18 protein-coding genes are annotated in these 20,426 nt (G+C 64.3%); 11 read left to right on the forward strand and 7 right to left on the reverse strand.

Annotation, left to right across the window (positions count from 1 at the left end):
* The 4 genes from ACK4HL_RS15360 to ACK4HL_RS15375 all read right to left on the reverse strand — a co-directional run.
* A partial coding sequence (locus tag ACK4HL_RS15360; protein WP_409761885.1) for a hypothetical protein occupies positions 1-837 on the reverse strand: 837 nt, incomplete at its 3' end.
* A gap of 54 nt (positions 838-891) precedes the next feature.
* Positions 892-1,896, reverse strand: a complete 1,005-nt coding sequence (locus ACK4HL_RS15365; RefSeq protein ID WP_409761887.1) for an ELM1/GtrOC1 family putative glycosyltransferase — start codon at positions 1,894-1,896, stop codon at positions 892-894.
* Positions 1,897-1,898: 2 nt separating this feature from the next.
* Positions 1,899-2,987: a site-2 protease family protein gene (locus ACK4HL_RS15370; RefSeq protein ID WP_409761889.1), complete on the reverse strand. Its 1,089-nt coding sequence runs from the start codon at positions 2,985-2,987 to the stop codon at positions 1,899-1,901.
* An 86-nt stretch (positions 2,988-3,073) separates the two neighbouring features.
* A complete protein-coding gene (locus ACK4HL_RS15375) occupies positions 3,074-4,510 on the reverse strand; it encodes an amidase (RefSeq protein ID WP_409761891.1) in 1,437 nt (478 codons plus the stop codon).
* Between the two features lie 65 nt (positions 4,511-4,575).
* On the opposite strand from ACK4HL_RS15375, the gene ACK4HL_RS15380 reads away from it, so the two are divergent.
* The 9 genes from ACK4HL_RS15380 (at position 4,576) to ACK4HL_RS15420 (ending at position 13,858) form a co-directional block, all read left to right on the forward strand.
* On the forward strand, positions 4,576-5,319 hold the full coding sequence (locus ACK4HL_RS15380; RefSeq protein ID WP_409761893.1) for an SDR family oxidoreductase: 744 nt from the start codon (positions 4,576-4,578) through the stop codon (positions 5,317-5,319).
* A gap of 136 nt (positions 5,320-5,455) precedes the next feature.
* Entirely contained in the window at positions 5,456-6,553 is a 1,098-nt protein-coding gene (locus ACK4HL_RS15385) for an ABC transporter ATP-binding protein (protein WP_409761895.1), read from the forward strand.
* A gap of 4 nt (positions 6,554-6,557) precedes the next feature.
* A complete protein-coding gene (locus tag ACK4HL_RS15390; RefSeq protein WP_409761897.1) occupies positions 6,558-7,481 on the forward strand; it encodes an ABC transporter permease in 924 nt (307 codons plus the stop codon).
* Positions 7,474-8,274, forward strand: a complete 801-nt coding sequence (locus ACK4HL_RS15395; RefSeq protein WP_409761899.1) for an ABC transporter permease — start codon at positions 7,474-7,476, stop codon at positions 8,272-8,274. The genes ACK4HL_RS15390 and ACK4HL_RS15395 overlap by 8 nt, the downstream gene beginning before the upstream one ends.
* A gap of 33 nt (positions 8,275-8,307) precedes the next feature.
* Positions 8,308-9,342 carry an extracellular solute-binding protein gene (locus ACK4HL_RS15400; protein WP_409761901.1) on the forward strand — a complete coding sequence of 345 codons (1,035 nt, stop codon included), beginning with the start codon at positions 8,308-8,310 and terminating at the stop codon, positions 9,340-9,342.
* A gap of 61 nt (positions 9,343-9,403) precedes the next feature.
* Positions 9,404-10,609 carry a serine hydrolase domain-containing protein gene (locus tag ACK4HL_RS15405; RefSeq protein ID WP_409761903.1) on the forward strand — a complete coding sequence of 402 codons (1,206 nt, stop codon included), beginning with the start codon at positions 9,404-9,406 and terminating at the stop codon, positions 10,607-10,609.
* A complete protein-coding gene (locus ACK4HL_RS15410; RefSeq protein ID WP_409761905.1) occupies positions 10,606-12,036 on the forward strand; it encodes an amidase in 1,431 nt (476 codons plus the stop codon). Before ACK4HL_RS15405 ends, ACK4HL_RS15410 begins: the two co-directional genes overlap by 4 nt.
* Complete coding sequence (locus ACK4HL_RS15415) at positions 12,033-12,686, forward strand: alpha/beta hydrolase (RefSeq protein ID WP_409761907.1); 654 nt, start codon at positions 12,033-12,035, stop codon at positions 12,684-12,686. The genes ACK4HL_RS15410 and ACK4HL_RS15415 overlap by 4 nt, the downstream gene beginning before the upstream one ends.
* A gap of 50 nt (positions 12,687-12,736) precedes the next feature.
* Positions 12,737-13,858 (forward strand): PQQ-dependent sugar dehydrogenase, encoded by a 1,122-nt coding sequence (locus ACK4HL_RS15420; RefSeq protein WP_409761909.1) that lies wholly within the window; start codon positions 12,737-12,739, stop codon positions 13,856-13,858.
* A gap of 10 nt (positions 13,859-13,868) precedes the next feature.
* Here the strand turns inward: ACK4HL_RS15420 and hutU are convergent, their stop codons facing one another.
* From hutU to hutI, 3 genes are read right to left on the reverse strand one after another with little or no spacing between them, the layout of a single operon-like run.
* Positions 13,869-15,539, reverse strand: a complete 1,671-nt coding sequence (gene hutU, locus ACK4HL_RS15425) for a urocanate hydratase (protein WP_409761911.1) — start codon at positions 15,537-15,539, stop codon at positions 13,869-13,871.
* Between the two features lie 19 nt (positions 15,540-15,558).
* A complete protein-coding gene (hutC, locus tag ACK4HL_RS15430; RefSeq protein ID WP_409761913.1) occupies positions 15,559-16,290 on the reverse strand; it encodes a histidine utilization repressor in 732 nt (243 codons plus the stop codon).
* Positions 16,287-17,483, reverse strand: a complete 1,197-nt coding sequence (gene hutI / locus ACK4HL_RS15435) for an imidazolonepropionase (RefSeq protein ID WP_409761915.1) — start codon at positions 17,481-17,483, stop codon at positions 16,287-16,289. The genes hutC and hutI overlap by 4 nt, the downstream gene beginning before the upstream one ends.
* A 45-nt stretch (positions 17,484-17,528) precedes the next feature.
* On the opposite strand from hutI, the gene ACK4HL_RS15440 reads away from it, so the two are divergent.
* A complete protein-coding gene (locus ACK4HL_RS15440; RefSeq protein ID WP_409761917.1) occupies positions 17,529-18,896 on the forward strand; it encodes a formimidoylglutamate deiminase in 1,368 nt (455 codons plus the stop codon).
* Entirely contained in the window at positions 18,893-20,425 is a 1,533-nt protein-coding gene (gene hutH / locus ACK4HL_RS15445; RefSeq protein WP_409761919.1) for a histidine ammonia-lyase, read from the forward strand. Before ACK4HL_RS15440 ends, hutH begins: the two co-directional genes overlap by 4 nt.
* Position 20,426 lies beyond the last annotated feature (1 nt).

The following is a 20,426-nucleotide window of genomic DNA, read 5'->3' on the forward strand; positions in this document are numbered from 1 at the left end:
ATGCTTCATCTCGTGACGGATCATCGCTTCGGTCACGATGCCCTTCTCGTAGCATTCCTTCAGAAGGCCGAAGAACAGCCGCTCCTGGTTCGGATCCGGATGGCGGTGGTAGGTACCCAGCATGCCGTAGTCGCCGAACAGCGCCCGGCGCACGCGGTGGTACAGATTCTTCGGCGTGAGAGATCCCTTGCTCTCCGGCGGCCGGAAATCTACCGGCAGGCCGGATTTCCACGGCTGGGTCTGGCGCTTGGTGTTGTGGATCATGCGGGTTTCAGGGGTGAGCTTGTCGAAGTCGTTCCAGTAGGTTTCGAGGAGGCCGATCGAGCTCTGATCCTCCATTTGCAGCGTGATCCACTTCATGTAGTCGCGCTCGAAGCGGAACATCTCTTCGAAGTTTTCCCTCACCTTCCAGTGGGTGAGCTTGGCATTGTCCAAAACCATCACGCTCGAAGCCCAGACCTCTTGCTTTCCGCCCACGCGATGGCGCGCCAGAATTGCCTTGCCCTGCATGTCGCGCTGGAAGAGCTCCGTGACGTCGCTGATGCAGAACACGTCCGGGTCCACCACGATGGATCGGCCCTCGTAGCCCATGAGTTCCGGCGGCGTGAAGCGTAGAACCGTGAAGGACTGCAGGTCCTCGTTGAGCCATTTTCGCTTCAGACCGTCGCGCAGATAGAGTTGGCCCTCATGCGAGCGCAAATAGTCGAAATCCTTGGTCTCGACGAGCTTCACGTCGAAGGTCGAAGGATCGGATGCGAAACGCTCGAAGGAATACTTCGATACGATCGCGCCGACGATCTGCTTCTCGTTGGTGTGGATGAAGACGCAGGGCTTCATGGACGGTCATCCTTCTTTCGAATGAAGGCCCATTAGCAAATCGGGGCGCTCTGCTCAATCTCCGTGGAGGGCAATTCTTCTCAGGCGCTCCACGACCTTGGGTGTGTCGTCAGCAGGCGGCAAGGATGCCTGCGGCAGGCTCTCGCCCAGGCGGATCGCGTGCCCGCCGCGGATGAGGAAATCGGCGGCTGCCCCGAGGTCCCGGGAACCGGGGCGAAGGAAAGGGCGGGCGAGACGGCGCCAGAGCGATACCTGCTCCGGCGGCTCTGCAATGGCCAGCGGACGGCCCAGACGAGCCACCTCCGTCAGCATCGAGAGGCTGTCCGCCGTCACTGTGAAGCTGTCGCCATGGGCGAGGAGGCCGAAATAGGGATTGTCCGCCGCACCCTCACGCCAGCGATAGAGCCTGTCCTGCGGCCTGAGCGCTCTTGCCACTGCCTCCGCCGCATCGGCGGGGGTGCGGCGCGAGGTGCTCACGTAGATCGAGCCGTCCCGGGCAAAGCCCTCCTGCATGCGGCGCAGGGTCTTTGTCACAAAACCCGCGTCGAGCCTGCGTGCACCCATGTCGCCGCCAAGCAGCAATACATGAAGGGGGCGGAGGAGGTCCTCGAAAGTGGAAGCGAAGTCCTGGCGCGCCTTGTTGACCCGTGCGGGGTCGGCCGCGATCAGCGGCAAGCCGATACGGCAGACGCCGGGGCCGTCGGGGAAGCTGTAATAGGCCGGAACGACCACCAGGTCGAAATCCGCCGCTCGGCCCTTGGGTGCATTGAAAAGGGCGATCCGGGTCTTGCCGCCGGACTGCTGCTTGATCCACAGCGCCGCGAGCGACAGCCGCCTTCCGATGGTGATGACGAGATCGGGCCAAGGTGGCGAAAACGTGTCCGAGGCCGCGAGTTCGACGATATGAAGTGAAGGCTCGACCTTCGGCTTTGCCGTCTCGAACTCCGGCCGAAGCACGATCCGCTTCACCTCGAAGGGCAGGTCCATGGCACGGGCGGCGCGCAGGACCTGGGCATTGTCACCCGTCTTTCCGCCGGTGAGCACCCAGATGAGGGGCAAGCCTAGCGCCTCCGGAACCGCCAGCCGGGCTGCACGCTCTCGACCATCATCATCTCCGCGATGTTGTCATGGGTGAGAATGCCGACGGGCCGTCCTTCGGCGTCGATCACCACCTCCGCCTTCACGCCACGGCCCCGCATCGCGGTGAAGGCATCGATCAGGGTCTGCTCGGCGCGAAGCGGTTCGGACGCGCGCATGACCTCGCCCACTGAAACGGCGGAGCCGCGGTCCCGGAGGCCGAGGATCATGGCGTCGCGATCAAGGAGGCCGACGATCCGGGAGCCGGCATCGAGCACAGGGTACTCCTTCTGCGGCGAGGAGAGCAGCGCCTCGATCGCCCGGGTCAGCGGCTGGGTGGACTCGAGCAAAATGGGGGAGGGCTCCATCGCATCCCGAACCCGGAGCTGCGAGGCAAATCCAGTGAAGGATGACTGCTGTTCCTCCGCAGTCGCGGCGAAATAAATGAAGATGCCGATGAGCATCAGAATCGGGTTGTAGAACAGCCCCAGGAGCACGAAGAGGAAGGCGAAGCCCTGACCGATCCGCGCCGCGAGAGCGGTTGCCCGCTGCGACCCCATGTTCATGGCGAGCAGAGCTCTCAGCACCCGGCCCCCATCCATCGGGAAGGCAGGGATGAGATTGAACAGCACCAGCGTCACGTTCACGATGAGGAGCCGCTCCGCCAGGGTGGACGATTCGAAGTGGGCCGCGGTGGCGGTGTCGATGGCGAGGCCGAAAGCTGCCATCAGCAGAAGCGCGATCGCCACGTTCACCAGCGGCCCGGCAATCGCCACCAAGAGTTCCTGCGCCGGCTTCTGCGGCATGCGCTCGAGGCTGGCGATGCCGCCGATGGGAGAGAGGATCACCTGCGGCGTGCGGATGCCGAAACGCCGCGCCATGGCGATGTGGCCGAACTCGTGGAGCGTCACGCAGAGGAAGACCAGCAGGATGAAGGAGATCGAATCCAGCGCTGCAGCCGGCCCACCCGCCATGTAGTCGGCGACCCCGATCCACACCAGGAACAGAAGGAATGTGAAATGCAGCCGGATGTCGGTTCCGGCGATGCGACCTATGGTGAGAGACCAGCCCATGGACCTTAAATACCCGAGACCGGGCCCAGTTCAAAACCGAAGCTTCAAGTTCCCGGGAATTCGTCTCTTCTCCATGCCTGCGAGGCTCACAGCACCGGCCGCTTCCTTTTGTCGCCGTACCAACCTCCGACCGCCTTTTCGTAGGCGAGAGCGGCCCTGAACACACGGGCATCGTCCCAGGTGCGGCCGACGATCTGGATGGCGGTCGGCACTGCCGTAGCCGCATGGCCCGTGGGCACGGACAGAACCGGGCAGTTGTGCAGCATGTTGAACTGGTGCGTCATCACCCATCCATACTCGGGATCGACCTTGCGACCAGCCACAGTGAAGTTGGGGTCGTAGGGATCGTGGTCGGCCCTGACCGCCGGTGCGTTGTTGGTGGGACAGATGAACACGTCGTGCCCGGCGAGGACCGGCCCCAGCGTCTGGTACATGCGATGCGCCTGCTCCCAGGACTTGTGGACGTCGTCGATGTTGCTCGATGACTTGGCGATATCGGCGAACTTCAGGGCATAGTCGGTCATCAGGTCGGCATTCTGCTTCTGCTGCCACACCGTCATGCGCCCGAAATGCATGGTGTTGTACCAGTGCATGCCGTTCCGCTCGACGTCCCCCGTCCAACCGAGATCGACCTCCTCCACCTCGGCGCCGAGCTTCCTGAACACGTCCAGTGCCGCCATCATGTTCCGGCGCACTTCGTCCTCGACCGGCACGTAGCCGAAATCGACGGAATAGGCGATCTTCATGCCCCTGATCGCCGCAGGCTCGGTGGGCAGCCGCACCTTCTGGCGGATCGAGTCATGGTCGAGGGGATGCGGGCCAGAGGTAATGTTCTGCATCAGCGCCGCGTCGGCCACGCTGCGCGTCATAGGGCCGCAATGGTTGAAGCGGTCGAAATTCGCGGGCGGCCCGTCGGGGTTGCGGCCGTGCGGCGGCTTGAAGCCGACGATGCCGCATGCGGCAGCGGGAATGCGGATCGAACCGCCGATGTCGGTTCCGGTGGCGAGCGTGGTGAGACCGGCTGCAAGCGCCGCGCCGGACCCCCCGGAGGAACCGCCCGGTCCCCACACGGTGTTCCAAGGATTTCGCGTGACACCCCAGATTCTCGAGGCCGTGATGCCGGAGAGACAGAATTCCGGGGTCGTCGTACGGGCGAAGATGTTGGCGCCTGCCTTCTCGAGGCGCTCGATCATGGGGTCGGAATGCTCGTCAACCCAGTCCTTGAAAATAAGCGAGCCCTGTGTGGTGCGCTTTCCCGCCACACGCTGCACGTCCTTGACCGCCAGCGGAATGCCTTCGAGCGGACGCGTCCTGGCGCCGCGCTTCATGTAGCGCGACTCTGCGGCGCGAGCCCTGGCCAGCGCCTCCTCGAAGTACCGGTCGGCGAAGCAGTTCACCTTCGGATTGACGCGTTCGGCGCGTGTGATGAGCGATTGGAGAAGTTCGACCGGCGAAAGCTTCCGCTTCTTGAAAAGCTTCAGGGCCTCCGTCGCGGAGAGATAGCAGACATCATCGTTATTCATGGACAAAACTCATGGTGAGGCGCTAGGGAGTGCGCCAGTAGAGCAGGATCAGGGGAGAGATGTCCATGGCCGGAAGGCTTTCTGGAAAAACGGCGATCGTTACATCCGCAGGTCAGGGGATCGGCCGGGCATCCGCCATTTGCATGGCGCGCGAAGGTGCGAAGGTCTGGGCCACGGACATCAACGCCGAGGCGCTTGCCTCGCTCGCCGCCGAACAGGCGGGGATAGAGACTTTCACCCTCGACGTGCTGAAGCAGGACCAGGTGGATGCCGCCGCCTCCCGCGTGGGCACGCCCGACATCCTCTTCAACTGCTCGGGTCATGTGCATGCCGGCACCATCATGGAGACCGACGACAAGGCCTGGGACTTCTCCTTCGACCTCAACGTCAAGGCTCATTACCGCATGATGAAAGCCTTCATGCCGGGCTGGCTGTCGCGCGGGAACGGCGTCGTGATCAACATGGCCTCAGCTGCTTCCTCGATCAAGGGCGTGCCCAACCGCTTTGTTTACGGCGCCACCAAGGCCGCCGTCATCGGCATGACCAAGGCGCTCGCAGCAGACTATACATCCAGGGGCATCCGCGTGAATGCCATCTGCCCGGGCACCGTCGAAAGCCCCTCGCTGATGGATAGGCTGAAGGCCACGGGTGATTTCGAGGCTGCAAAGTCAGCCTTCATCTCGCGCCAGCCGATGGGACGCATGGCACGGTCCGAGGAAATCGGCATGCTGGTGGTCTATCTGGCAAGCGATGAGGCTGCCTTCGTCACCGGCCAGACCTTCGTGATCGACGGCGGCTGGTCGATCTGAGCCATTGCCAGGCCTTGTCCTGCATGGCCGTCGCGTCACATCGGCTTTGTCGCTGAACCCATTGGCAAGACGGCAAATCTCGGCATAGGATGGAAATCGCAACCGGCATGAAGACACGGCGCGGGGAGGGAATATCTTGGCAGCGGGCCAGACCGCCATCGAGGCGAAAGGCGTCACGAAACTATTCCAAGGGGCGGGGCAGGACGCCGTCAAGGCTCTCGACAACGTCTCGGTGTCGATCCGGGAGAACGAGTTCTTCACGCTTCTGGGGCCATCCGGCTGCGGCAAAACCACGCTGCTGCGCCTGATCGCCGGCTTCGACTTCCCGACCGAAGGCGAGATCCTGCTCTACGGGGAGAACATCGCGCCCCTGCCGCCCTACAAGCGGCCGGTCAACACCGTGTTCCAAAGCTATGCGCTGTTCCCGCACATGACCGTGGGGCAGAATATCGGCTTCGGTCTCGAGATGCTGGGCAGGCCCAGGGCCGAGATCGATGCGCGGGTGGGTGAAATGCTGAGGCTCGTGCGCATGGAGGAACTCAGGAACCGGCGCACGAGCCAGATCTCCGGGGGCCAGCAGCAGCGGGTGGCGCTGGCGCGCGCACTTGCCCCCAGCCCCAAGGTGCTGCTGCTCGACGAACCGCTCTCTGCCCTCGATTACAAGCTCCGCAAGGACATGCAGATCGAACTGAAGCGGCTTCAGCACGAAACCGGCATCACCTTCATCTTCGTGACACACGACCAGGAAGAGGCCCTCACCATGTCGGACCGCATCGCGGTCATGTCCCGCGGGCGGATCCTGCAGGTCGGCAGCCCGCGCGACATTTACGACAGGCCTTCAGAGCGCTTCGTGGCGAATTTCATCGGCGAGACCAATTTTCTCGAGGGCGAGGTAATCGGCGGCGACGGCCAGGAGGCGTCCGTGAAGCTCGCAAGCGGCGCCACCATCAGCGCGGGTCTGCCTCAGGGCATCAGGCCATCGGGCCGGGTGACGGTGGTGGTGCGGCCCGAACATGCCGATCTGGTGAAGCCCGGTGCTGCCGCCGATCTTTGGGGAAAGCTCGAGAACGTCGTCTACTTCGGCACCGACACGCATTATCACCTGCGGCTCGACGGCGGCGTGCCCTTCATCATCCGGCAGCAGAATTCGCGCGGTGGCGGATTGGGGTTCGAAGCGGGTGACGCCGTCGGCGTCCAGCTCGAACAGCACGCCGCGCAGGTCCTGAGGGACTAGGCCGATGGTGAGCGCCCGCGAGTTCGCCGAGGCAGCCGAGCGCAAGGACGTGCGCGGCCGCTGGCTGCTGACACTACCCGCCCTTGCCATCATCGTCTTCGCCGCGGTGGGGCCGCTCCTCGTCGTGCTGCTCTATTCGTTCATGGAAAAGGGCGACTACGGTGGCGTGAAATTCGGCCAGCTCTCCACCGAAGCCTGGTTCAGCGTGTTCCTGCAGCGCGACATCTTCGATGATACTGTGACGCTGGCTGACGCGCATCTCGCGATCTTCTCGCGTTCTGTCGTGCTTTCGCTCGCCACCACCGTGGCAGCGCTCATCTTCGGTTTTCCGACGGCCTACTTCATCGCCACCCGGCCAGAGCGCACGCGCGAAGTTTGGCTCTTCCTCATCACTATTCCGTTCTGGACCAATCTCCTGATCCGCACCTTCGCGATGATGGAGGTGATCCGCAACGAGGGCATCCTGAACACCACGCTCATCAGCCTCGGCATCATCGACACGCCGATCCAGATCATGTTCACCGACACGGCGATCATGCTGGGCATGCTCTACGTTTATCTGCCGCTCATGGTGCTGCCGCTCTATGCCTCGATGGAGAAGCTCGACTTCAGGCTGGTGGAGGCGGCCTATGATCTCTATGCGACGCGCTTCAGGGTTTTGTGGCGGGTGGTCATCCCAATGGTGAAGCCCGGCATCATCGCCGGCTCGATCCTCGTCTTCATTCCCTCGCTTGGTGCCTACGTGACGCCGCGCGTGCTGGGCGGCGGCAAGAACATGATGCTTGGCAACCTGATCGACCTGCAGTTCGGCCAAGGCCGCAACTGGCCGCTCGGTGCCGCGCTTTCCATCACCCTGATGGCGATCGTCATGGTGGCGATGCTGATCTATGTGCGGCAGGTTTCCCAGAGGGACCAGACGCATGGCTAGGGGCTTCTCGATCCGCCGCCAGCCCGGCTTCACAACGGTTGCAGCCATCTGCTTCCTGATGCTCTATGCCCCGGTCCTCACGCTGATCTTCTATTCCTTCAACGAGGGCCGTTCCATCGCCATCTGGGAAGGTTTTTCGCTGCGCTGGTACGAGGCGGCCTGGAACAACAGCCAGATCCAGGAAGTCTCTCTCCGCTCGCTGCTGATCGCTTCGATCGCCGCCACCGTGTCGACCATCGTCGCCACCATGGCAGCGCTCGCCACGACGCGGAAGAAGGCCTTCGCCGGCATGACCACGATCTATGCCCTGATCAACGCACCGCTGATCGTGCCGGAGATCGTCACGGCCGTCGCGCTGCTCATCACCTTCGCCTCGATCAAGGTGGCCACCGGCTATGCCGGGCTCGGTTATCTCCTGGCGGCGCATTCCGCCTTCTGCATTCCCTTTGCCTATCTTCCCGTGCGGGCGAGGCTCGAGAGCATGGACCTGACGCTCGAGCGCGCTGCGGCCGATCTTTACGCCACGCCGTGGAACGCCTTCCGGCGCGTGACCCTGCCCTTGCTGTGGCCGGGAATCATTGCCGGATTCATGCTGGCCTTCGTCATTTCTCTCGACGACGTGGTCATCACCGAGTTCGTGAAGTCGGCGGGACAGGACACGCTGCCAACCTACATGCTTGGCCAACTCCGGCGCGAGATCACGCCGGAAATCAATGCGATCTCGACGGCCTTCTTCCTTCTCTCCGTCGTGATCGTGACGTTGTTCTTCTTCCTCAACAGGCGGAAGAGCTAGGGACTGCGAAGTGTCAACAGGGAGAAACGTGACATGAACTGGAAGCTGACTGGCGCCGCTGCGGGCGCGCTGATGCTGGCCTTTGCCGGCCCTGCCGCGGCCGAGGGCGAGCTCAACATCTACAATTGGGGCGATTACACCAACCCCGAGCTCATCAAGAAGTTCGAGCAGCAATACAATGTGAAGGTGACGATCACCGACTACGATTCGAACGACACCGCTCTCGCCAAGGTCCGCCAGGGCGGCCATGGCTTCGACATTGTGGTGCCGTCGGGCAGCGTGGTTCCGATCTGGATCAATGAAGGCCTGGTGCAGGAAACCCGTCCGGACCAGATGGAAAACTTCAAGAACATGGACGAGCGCTGGGTCAACGTCGATTTCGACCCCGGCCGCCGCTACTCGGTTCCGTGGCAGTGGGGTACCACCGGCACCTACGCGCTCAAAAACGTCTATAGCGGTGACGTGAACACCTCGGCGATCTGGCTCGATCCGCCGCAGGAACTCGTCGGCAAGATCAACGTCGTGCCGGAGATGGCGGATGTCCTCACGCTCGCGGTCTATTACATGGGCGGCAAGACCTGCGAATCCGACAAGGAGATCCTCAAGAAGGTGCGCGACAAGCTGCTCGAGGCCAAGCCCAAGTGGCTGTCCATGGATTACGGCTCCGTCGAGAAGATCTCGAAGGGCGATTTCGCCGGCGGCGTGAACTGGAACGGCTCCACCTTCCGGGCGCGCCTGCAGAATCCCAACGTCGTCTACGGCTATCCGAAGGAAGGCTTTGTGCTGTGGATGGATAACGTGATGGTTCTGAAGGACGCCAAGAACGTTGAGAACGCCAAGCTGTTCCAGAACTTCATCATGGACCCGGAGAACGCGGCGCTGATCTCGGCCTATGCCCGCTATGCGAACGGCATCAAGGGCTCCGAGCAGTTCATGCCAGCCGACATGAAGGACGCGCCAGAGATCAACATCCCTCCGGAACTGGCCGACAAGGGTCACTTCAACATGACCTGCCCGCCCGAGGTGAACGAACTCTACACCCGGATATGGACCGAGCTTCAGAAGTAACGCTCCCGCTCCACCGCCCCGGCGCCCGGCGCCGGGGCTTTTTCTTTGCCGGAAGAGGCCGATGTCCAGCTACCGCAATTCCGAGACGCGCCTGCCCATCATGCAGGGTTCGCCGCCCGCTCTGGTGCCGCCCAGGATGGACTGGGACCGCCCACCCTGGAACCGCTGGAGCTTTCAGAACATCCGCCAGATCTTGCCGACGGCGGAAGTGTGGCGGGGAGGCCGGTCCGCCCGCGAGCTGCCGCGCCGCGAGATCGACCTCGACGGACTGAGCGTCGACTCCACCCTCGGCGGCGCCACCACGCTCGCAGGGCTTCTCGACGAGACCTATACCGATGGCTTTCTCGTGGTGAGGGACGGCGCCATCGTTTATGAACGCTACTTCAACGGCATGACGCCCCGCACGCTGCACCTGTCGCAGTCCGTGGCGAAGTCGGTTACTGCAGCTGCTGCGGGGGCTCTTATCGGCAAGGGCCTGCTCGACCCGTCGGCTTCCGTCACCCACTACCTTCCCGAACTCAACGACACCGCCTATCGTGGTGCGCTCCTCCAGCACGTCCTCGACATGACGAGCGGCGTCTCGTTCGACGAGATCTATACCGATCCCTATTCCGACATCGGCCAGCTCGATGTCTCCTCGGGGTGGAAGCCCATTCCGCCGGGCAGCGATCCCTCTTTCCGCTGGCCGCGGCACGTCTTCGAGCAGGTGCTCGGGCTCGAAAGGCTGGAGCGCCGCCATGGCGACCTCTTCAGCTACCGCTCGATCGAAACGGAGGTGCTGGGCTTCTGCATGGAACGCGCCGCCGGCAAGCGCCTGCCGCAGATCGTCTCGGACGAGATCTGGGCGCCGATGGGCGCGGAGGAGAGCGCCAGCTTCACCGTCGACGCGGTGGGGAGCGCGCTTGCGGATGGCGGTTTCAATGCCACATTGCGCGACTATGCCCGTCTCGGCCTTCTCTATCTCGAGGACGGCGGCGGCATACTTCCACCTTCATGGATCGAGGCAACGCGCACCGGCAATCATGCGATCTTCGGTGCGCCCTACACGGATTCACTTCCCCACGGGGCTTACCGGAACCAGTGGTGGATCGAGGACAGCCACTCGCGCGCCATCTATGCGCGAGGCGTTTTCGGTCAGATGATCCATGTGAACTGGGATTACCGCATGGTGGCCGTGAAGCTCTCGAGCTGGCCCGATTTCCTCAACACGCGCTTCACGACCGCAACCCAGAAAGCACTGCATGCCATAGGACGGCACCTCTCATGAGCGACACAGAACTCTGCTACCTTCCCGCTGCCGAAGCGCTGCGGCTCTTCCGTAAGAAGAAGCTCTCGCCGGTCGAACTGATGGAGGCGACGATCCGGCGCGCCGGGGTCACCCAGGCCAAGGTCAATTGCTTCACCTATACCCATTTCGACGAGGCGATGGGCCTCGCCCGGAAGGCTGAAGCGAAGTACGCGAAGGGCAGGAGGACTGGCGCGCTCGAAGGCCTGCCCGTCGGAATCAAGGACGAGAGCTACATCGAGGGGAAGCCGACCTCGAATGGCTCTCTGGTGTTCAAGGACTACATCGCCACGCACACCTCGCCCATGAACGCGCGCATCCTGAAGGAGGGCGGCATCGTGCATGCGCGCACCGCGACGCCGGAGTTTTCCTGTGCGGGCTATACCTGGTCAAGGCTCTGGGGCGTCACCCGCAATCCCTGGAACCTGAAGTTCACGCCAGGCGGTTCGTCGGGGGGAACGGCCGCGTCGCTGTCCACCGGAACCTCTGCCATCGCCACGGGCTCCGATATCGGCGGCTCGATCCGAATTCCAGCATCGAATTGCGGGCTCGTGGGCTACAAGCCGCCCTATGGCCGCAATCCGGACGATCCGCCCTTCAATCTCGACTTCTACTGCCACACTGGGCCGCTCGCGCGCACCGTGGAAGATGCGATCCTGCTTCAAAACGTCATGGCGGGCCCGCACCCGCTGGACATCGCCACGCTGCGGCCGAAGCTCACGCTTCCCACCTCCTTCAAGCCGATCAAGGGCTGGAAGATCGCCTTCTCGATGGACCTCGGTTTCTATCGCGTGGACCGCGAGGTTCAGAAGAACACGCTGGCTGCTCTGGACGTCTTCCGTTCGCTCGGCGCTGAGGTGCACGAGGTCGACCTCGGCTGGACGGAGGAGGCTCTCGACGCCTCGATGACCTATCTCGAGCACCTGTTCGGAGCCTCCGTGTCGCGGCTTCTGGCGGAGCATGGCAGCAAGCTCACAACCTATGCCCGTGCCTTCGCAAAGAAGGGGCAGAAGTCGAAGGCCGTCGATTTCGTGCGCTCGCTGGACATGGCGAACAGGATGTATTCGACCCTGGGCCCCATCCTCGAGGATTACAACGTTCTCGTCTGCCCGACTTCCGCCATTCCGGCGCTCCCAGCGGATTACGACCAGTCCAAGGATGTGCCGAAGATCAACGGCAAGCCCATCCGGAACGCCTTTCTCGGCTGGGCGATGACCACGCCCTTCAACGCCATGAGCCGTTGTCCGGTGATCTCGATACCTTCCGGCCACGCCCGGAACGGCGTGCCCACCGGCATTCAGATCGTGGGCCGAACCTATTGCGATGCCGATGTGTTCCAGGCCGCCATGGCCTATGAGACGGCGCAAGGGCAGTGGTATCGTTCGGAGGGCATGAGGCCGAAGCTGTGACGCTCGAAGAGGCAATTGAACGACATGAACTCCGCCGGGCAGGCGCCCCGCCTTCGCGCGCGGGGGGAGTCGTCCTGCTGATCCACGGCCGCGGCGCCACGGCCGAAAGCATGCTCCCGCTGAGCGATGTCATCGCCATGCCCGATCTCTGCTATCTGGCGCCACAGGCCGAGGGCTACACATGGTATCCGCAGAGCTTCATGGCGCCTACCTCGTCGAATGAACCCTACCTCTCGCGCGCCCTTCAGCGTACTGCCTCGATCATCGCAGATGTGCTTCAGGCGGGGGTGGAGCCCGGACACTTGTCCGTGATCGGCTTCAGCCAGGGAGCCTGTCTTGCCAGCGAGACTGTGCTGCGAAATCCGCGCCCTTACGGCTTCGTCGGAATCCTGAGTGGAGGTGCCATCGGGCCCCCTGGAACGCCACACGACCATCCGGGATCCCTTGCCGGGGCGCGCGTGTTCCTCGGCTGCTCCGAACGAGACCCGCACATCCCGCTCACCCGCGTGAAGGAAACCGCCGAAGTCTTCACCCGCATGGGAGCGCAGGTGACGGAACGGATTTATCCCGGCAGTTTCCATGGCATCAACGACGACGAGGTCACGCAGCTGAGAGCGGGTCTCGCGGCACTCCTGTCTGCAAGTCCATAATTTTGCCCGCTGCGCAGGAGAGTCTGCCTGCAAGACAAGGAGGCCTACCCATGGACCGCCGTGCCGTGCTGATCGGGTTCTTATCCGCCGCTGCCGTCCGCCCTTCCCTGGCCCAGGAGGAGTTCGGGACGCAATCCGGACGCGTCAAGCTGGAAACCGTGGCATCTGGTCTCGATCATCCCTGGTCGCTCGCCTTCCTCCCCGACGGCCGGATGCTCGTGACGGAACGCAATGGACAGCTTCGCGCGATCACGGCCGCGGGTGAGCTCTCAGAGCCGATCAGGGGCCTCCCGGAAGTGTCTGCCGTGGGGCAGGGCGGCCTCCTCGACATTGCTCTCCACCCGCAGTTTCCATCCAATCGGCTCGTCTTCCTCTCCTTCGCGGAGCCGCGCGAGACAGGAAACGCCACCAGCGTGATGCGCGGTCGCCTCTCGGAGGACGCGACACGGCTTGATGAGGTGAAGGTGATCTTCCGCCAGCAGCCCTCCGCATCGGGCGGGCACCATTTCGGCTCGCGGCTGGTGTTTGACAGGACAGGCGCCCTTTTCGTCACGACCGGAGACCGCAACAGGCTGCGCCAGCTGGTGCAGCAGACGGACAATCACATCGGCAAGATCATCCGCATCACCGAGGACGGCGGCATCCCGCCGGACAATCCGAAGCCCCAAGGCTGGCTGCCGGAGATCTGGTCGATGGGCCACCGCAACCTGCAGGGCGCAACGCTTCACCCGGACACGGGAGCGCTCTGGACGGTCGAGCATGGCGCGCGCGGCGGGGATGAACTGAACCGGCCCGAGGGTGGCAAGAATTATGGCTGGCCGCTCATATCCTATGGAAAGGAATATTCGGGTGCGCGGATTGGCCAGGGCCGCGTGATGGAGGGCATGGAACAGCCCGTCCATTATTGGGACCCTTCGATCGCCCCCTCCGGCATGGTTTTCTATACGGGTGACAAATACCCGGGTTGGAAGGGCAACCTGTTCGTCGGCGCGCTGGTCCAGACTCATCTCGCGCGCCTGCTCATGCAGGGCGACGAGGTCGTGGAAGAGGAACAGCTGTTCAAAGGCATGGCGCGCATCCGCGACGTTCGCCAGGGGCCGGACGGTTTCCTCTATCTCGTGACGGACGAAGGCGCGCCCGACGGGCGCATCCTCCGCATCGTTCCCGCCTGAGCGCGCGGCTTCACATGGTGATGCCGGGAAGCTTCAGCCCCTGTTCCTTCGCGCAGGCGATTGCCGTCTCGTAGCCCGCGTCGGCGTGGCGCATGACGCCGGAGCCGGGGTCGTTCCAGAGAACGCGCTCGAGGCGGCGCGCTGCGTCTTCCGTGCCGTCCGCCACGATCACCATGCCGGCATGTTGCGAATAGCCGATCCCCACGCCGCCGCCATGGTGCAGCGACACCCAGGTGGCCCCGCTTGCGGTGTTGAGCAGCGCGTTGAGCAGCGGCCAGTCCGAGACGGCATCGGATCCGTCGAGCATCGCCTCCGTCTCGCGGTTGGGTGAGGCGACCGAACCTGAATCGAGGTGATCGCGGCCGATCACGATCGGTGCCTCGAGCTCGCCCTTCCTCACCATTTCGTTGAAGGCTAGGCCCAGGCGGTGGCGCTGGCCAAGCCCCACCCAGCAGATTCGCGCCGGAAGCCCTTGGAAGGCGATGCGCTCGCGCGCCATGTCCAGCCAGTTGTGAAGATGAGGATCGTCCGGGATCAGTTCCTTCACGCGCTGGTCGGTCCTGTAGATGTCCTCCGGGTTTCCCGAAAGCGCGGCCCAGCGGAAGGGTCCGATGCCCCTGCAGAAGAGCGGGCGGATATAGGCGGGAACGAAGCCCGGGAACTCGAAGGCGTTCCTCACCCCCATCTCCAGCGCCATCTGGCGGATGTTGTTGCCGTAATCGAGCGTCGGAACGCCCATGTGCCAATAATCCAACATTGCCTCGACATGGACCTTCATCGAGGCCATGGCGGCGGCCTTGACGGCCTGCGGGTCGGAGGCGCGCTTTTCCTCCCATTCGGCAAGCGTCCAGCCGGCGGGGAGGTAGCCGTTCACCGGGTCATGCGCCGAGGTCTGGTCGGTCAGCGCATCCGGCCTGATGCCGCGCTTCACGAATTCCGGGAGGAGTTCCGCCGCGTTGCCGAGAAGGCCGACGCTGACCGGCTTTCCCGACCTGTGTGAGCGGTCGACGATCTCGAGGGCTTCCTCGATCGAGCTCGCCTTCATGTCGAGATAGCGGGTCTTGAGGCGGAATTCGATGCGCGAGGGCTGGCACTCGATGGCGATCATCGAGGCGCCTGCCATGGTGGCGGCCAAGGGCTGCGCGCCGCCCATGCCGCCCAGCCCCGCCGTGAGAAACCATTTTCCCTTGAGGTTTCCGCCATAGTGCTTGCGGCCCACCTCGGCGAAGGTCTCGTAGGTGCCCTGCACAATGCCCTGGGTGCCGATATAGATCCAGGAGCCCGCCGTCATCTGGCCGTACATCATGAGGCCCTTGCGGTCGAGTTCGTTGAAGTGGTCCCAGGTTCCCCAATGCGGCACGAGATTGGAGTTGGCGATAAGAACGCGCGGCGCATCCTTGTGGGTGCGGAAGATGCCCACGGGCTTGCCGGACTGGACGAGCAGCGTCTCGTCCTCCTCGAGCGAGCGCAGGCCCGCCACGATCTTGTCGAAGGCCTCCCAGTTGCGCGCGGCGCGCCCGATCCCGCCGTAGACGACGAGTTCCTCGGGGCGCTCCGCAACGCCGGGATCAAGATTGTTCATCAGCATGCGCAGAGGCGCCTCGGTGAGCCATGACTTGGCCGTGAGCGCCGTTCCGGTTGGTGCCTTGATCAGGCGGGTATTGTCGCGGCGGCTGTCCATGAAGGCTCCTGTCGAATGCTCATTGCGGGAAGGTGCCGCGCGCCGTGGTGCGGTGCCGGCTGTAGAGCGCGTAGCGGCTGGCGGGATAGGTGAGGGTGGCGGCGGTGGCGATGCGGCCCCGGCTCCACGAGCGCCTATGCAACGCGAGGCAGGGCTCGAGCGGGCCGATGCCGAGCAGCCTTTGCTGGTCGGAGGTGGGAAGCGTGGCCTCCACCGTGTGTTCGAGCTCGTCCACTGGTGTGGCGGCAAGGAGGATGGCTGTCGGGGTCGCAGTCTGGAAATCGCGCTCCAGGAAGTCCGGAACCGCGAGAGGGTTCACGTAGCGGTCCTCGAGTTGCACCGCCACGCCGTTTTCCTCGTGCACGATCACGACGTGGAAGAGGCGCTTGAGCATGCGGTCCTCGAATTCCTCGGCCAGTGCCGCGTTCGTGTCGACCTCCGAACGGGCGATGAGTCGCGCGGAGTAACGGTGGCCGCGTTGGGCGATTTCCTCCGCGATGTTGCGCAGTTCGAGGAGGCTCGAGAAGGCGGTGGGCTCCTTCACGAAGGTTCCCACCCCGGGGACGCGTGAGAGGAGGCCCTCGGCGCTCAGCTCGCGCAGCGCCCGGTTCGCGGTCATGCGGCTGATGCCGAAGCTTTCGACGAGTTCGTTCTCGGAAGGCACGCGCCGGCCGGGCTCCCACGTACCGGCGCGGATGTTCTCGCGGATGTGGTCTTTTACCCTAGCGTAGAGCGGCTGGGCGTCGCTCATGCGAGACGCCCCCGAACCACTTCGCCGTTCTGGATGACCGCAGCGAGCGGATTGAAGCCCAGGGGATAGGCGAGATCGCCGGGGCGTTCCACCTCCCAGAGCGCGATATCCGCCTTCAGGCCGGGCGCGATCGCGCCTCTGTCCGCGAGGCCCAGTGCCCGCGCCGCATTGACGGTGACGCCGCGCAGCGCCTCCTGCGGCGTCAGGCCGAAGAGCACGCAGGCCATGTTCATGGTGGTGAGGATAGAGTGAACGGGCGAGGAGCCGGGATTGAGGTCCGTGGCGACGGCAATCGGCACACCCGCCTCGCGCAGGGAATCCACTGGTGGCAGCTGCTTCTCCCGGAGGTAATAGAAAGCGCCGGGCAACAGTACCGCCACCGTCCCGGCTGCGGCGACAGCCTTCACCCCCTCCTGGTCCAGATATTCGATGTGATCGACAGAGAGGGCGCCGAAGCCGGCCGCCATCTTGGCGCCGCCCAGATTGGTGAGCTGCTCGGCGTGCAGCTTCACAGGCAGGCCATGCGCTCTTGCGATCTCGAAGACGCGGCGCGTCTCGTCCACCGAGAAGGCGATCCCCTCGCAAAAGGCGTCCACTGCGTCGGCGAGTTTCGCGCTGGCAACGGCAGGCAGAACCTCGTCGCAGACGAGATCGACATAGGCGGTGCGGTTCTCCCTGAATTCAGGCGGCAGGGCATGGGCGCCGAGATAGCTGGTCACGACATCAATGGGGCGCATCCTTCCGAGGCGACGGGCCACCTTGAGCATCTTCAGCTCCGTGTCCAGGTCGAGCCCATAGCCGGACTTGATCTCGATGGTGGTGATGCCTTCCCCAAGCAGGGTATCGAGCCGCTTCAAGGCCGAAGCCGTCAATTCATCTTCGGACTGGCTGCGGGTGGCCCGCACCGTCGAAGCAATTCCCCCACCTGCCTTCGCAATCTCGGCATAGGGAACGCCGGTGAGGCGTTTCTCGAACTCGTCGGCGCGGTTTCCACCATAGACGATGTGGGTGTGGCAATCGATCAGGCCAGGGGTGGCGAGCTTGCCGCCGCAATCGACAACGTCTGGCCAGGAAGGCGCGTCGCGGCGCGGGCCCACCCAAGCGATGCGCGTTCCGTCGATCAGGATTGCCGCATCCTCTCGGAGGCCATATCCGTCCCGCATGGTGGCGGCCGTGAGGTTTGTGAGCAGCATGAGAAGCCCCTTGTATAAGGTTGTATATACAGTATGCTCGCGCCCATGCAAGCGACCAGATTCCACTTTGCCCATGCCTTGACGCCGGAAGGCTGGAGCACCGGCGTTACGGTCGAATGCGATTCACACGGCATCATCACGCGCGTGGCGATTGGGAGCGGGGCCGGCGCCGAGAGGCTCTCGGGCATTGCCGTTCCGGCCATGCCCAACGTCCATTCCCACGCCCATCAGCGCCTGATGGTCGGCCTCGCCGAGCGCGCGGGCCCCGGTTCCGACAGTTTCTGGACGTGGCGTGAAACGATGTACGGCTTTGCCCTGCGCCTCTCGCCAGAAGATCTCGAGGCCGTGGCGGCCCAACTCTACGTCGAGATGCTGAAGGCCGGCTTCTCGGCGGTCGGCGAGTTCCAGTATCTTCATCACCAGCCTGATGGTGCCCCCTATGCCGATCCCGCGGAGATGAGCCTCCGCTGCCTCGCCGCGGCGGACAGGGCGGGGATCGGCGTCACTATGTTGCCCACGCTCTACGCCCATGGCGGTTTTGGGGGGCAATCCCCGGTGCCGGCCCAGCGTCGCTTCATCAACGGCGTGGAACGCTTTCTGAAGATCGTCGAGCGGTTGACGGGCGAAGCGGGGCAAAACGCCCTCCGCCGGACCGGCATCTCGCCTCACTCTCTGCGCGCCGTGACGCCTGAGTTGCTGCGGGAGGTGATCGCCGCGCTTCCGCTGGAGGCTCCCATCCACATCCATGTGGCGGAACAGGTGAGGGAGGTCGAAGATTGCCTCGCCTCTTGTGGCCGCCGCCCGGTGGAAATGCTGATCTCGGAGCTTGACCTGTCGGATCGCTGGACGACGATCCACGCCACCCACATGACTGCCGCCGAGACGAGGGCACTCGCCGGATCGGGCGCCATTGCAGGGCTCTGCCCCACCACCGAGGCCAATCTGGGCGACGGCATCTTTCCGGCCGTCGGTTACATGGCGGCGGACGGCGCCATCGCCATCGGCTCCGACAGCCACATCAGCGTCTCCCCTGCGGAAGACCTCCGCAGTCTCGAGTATTCCCAGCGCCTTCGTGACCGAAGCCGGAACGCGCTGGCGGGCGGCGCGGGCCACTCCACCGGCCGAACACTCTACGAGGCGGCCCTAAGGGGAGGTGCCCGTTCCCTGCGCCAGCCGATGGGCGCCATCGCGCCGGGCTACCGCTGCGATGTCGTGATGCTCGATGCGGACCATCCGCTGCTCGCCGGCCGCTCCGGCGATGCGGCGCTCGACACGTGGATCTTCTCGGGCGGCAACGCGCTGGTGAAGGACGTTCTCGTCGCCGGCCGGCACATCGTGAAAGACCGTCACCACATTCATGAAGAGGCGGTTGCGCGGGACTATCGCGCCGCCATCCGGAGGCTCGAAACATGATCCCCATCGGAGACCGGCCACTGGAACTGGCAGACATGCGCGCAGCGCTCGAAGGGCCTCTCCGCGTGGAGCTCTCGGCGAGGGCCCGGGGTCTCATCGCCCGTTCGGCCGAAACCGTCGCCCGACTGCTGGCCACGGGTGAAGCGATCTACGGCGTCAACACCGGCTTCGGCAAGCTGGCCAAGACGCGAATTCCAGCGCAGGACCTGGACCGCCTGCAGGTCAACATCGTGCGTTCCCATGCGGCGGGCGTTGGTGAGCCGCTGTCACAGGGCGTTACTCGGCTCATCCTGCTTCTGAAGCTCAATGCGCTGAGCCAGGGTGCCTCCGGCATCTCGCCGGCCGCCATGCAGGCGCTCGCGGCCCTCATCAATGCGGATGTGCTGCCGGTCATTCCCGGGCAGGGTTCGGTCGGCGCCTCGGGCGACCTGGCGCCGCTCGCCCACATGAGCCTCGTCCTTATCGGCGAGGGGGAGGCTTTTGTGCGGGGAGAGCGCTTGCCGGGCGCAACGGCACTCCACCGCGCCGGTATTTCGCCTGTGGCGCTCGGCCCCAAGGAGGGGCTCGCATTGCTGAACGGCACCCAGGTGTCTACGGCACTGGCGATCGCCGGCCTTCTCGCGGCAGAGCGCAATGCCGAGGCGGCGATTATCGCCGGCGCCATGTCCGTCGACGCGGTGATGGGCTCCGACACGCCGTTCGATTCGCGCATCCACGCCTTGCGGCCTCATCCCGGCCAGCAGCTCGCCGCCGCGCATTACCGCCGCCTGCTGTCCGGTAGCGAAATCCGCGCCTCTCACCTGATGGGTGATGATCGCGTGCAGGACCCCTATTCCTTCCGCTGCCAGCCGCAGGTGATGGGGGCCTGCATGGACCTCCTCGCCCATGCCGGCCGAACCCTCGTGGTCGAGGCTAATTCGGTTTCCGACAATCCTCTGGTCTTCGCCGAGGATGGCGCGGTGCTCTCCGGCGGCAATTTCCACGCCGAGCCCGTCGCCTTCGCCGCCGACGTGATCGCCATGGCGATTGCGGAGATGGGCTCGCTTGCGGAGCGGCGGATCGCGGCGCTCATCGATTCGTCGATCTCGCTGCTCCCGCCCTTCCTGATCCGCAATCCTGGCCTCAATTCGGGCTTCATGATCCCGCAATGCACGGCGGCGGCTCTGATGAGCGAGAACAAGCAGATGTCGCATCCGGCGTCCGTCGATTCCGCACCGACCTCCGCCAACCAGGAGGACCATGTCTCGATGGCGACGCACGGCGCACGCCGGCTGGGGCCGATGAACGTCAACCTGGCCCGTATCCTGGCAGTCGAGCTCATGGCCGCGGCGGAGGGCATCGACTTCCGCCGCCCCCTTCGCTCCTCGCCGCTCCTCGAGGAGGCGCATGCGCTGGTGCGGGAGAAGGCGGCCAAGCGGGACGAGGACCGCGAATTCTCCACCGACATGGAGGCCGTCGCCACGCTCGTTGAGCAAGGCAGCCTTGCGCGTTTCGTGCCGGATCTTCTCAGCGCTCTCGGCTGCCGCTAGA

This window comes from Aestuariivirga sp. (assembly GCF_046294715.1).
Lineage (GTDB): Bacteria > Pseudomonadota > Alphaproteobacteria > Rhizobiales > Aestuariivirgaceae > Aestuariivirga.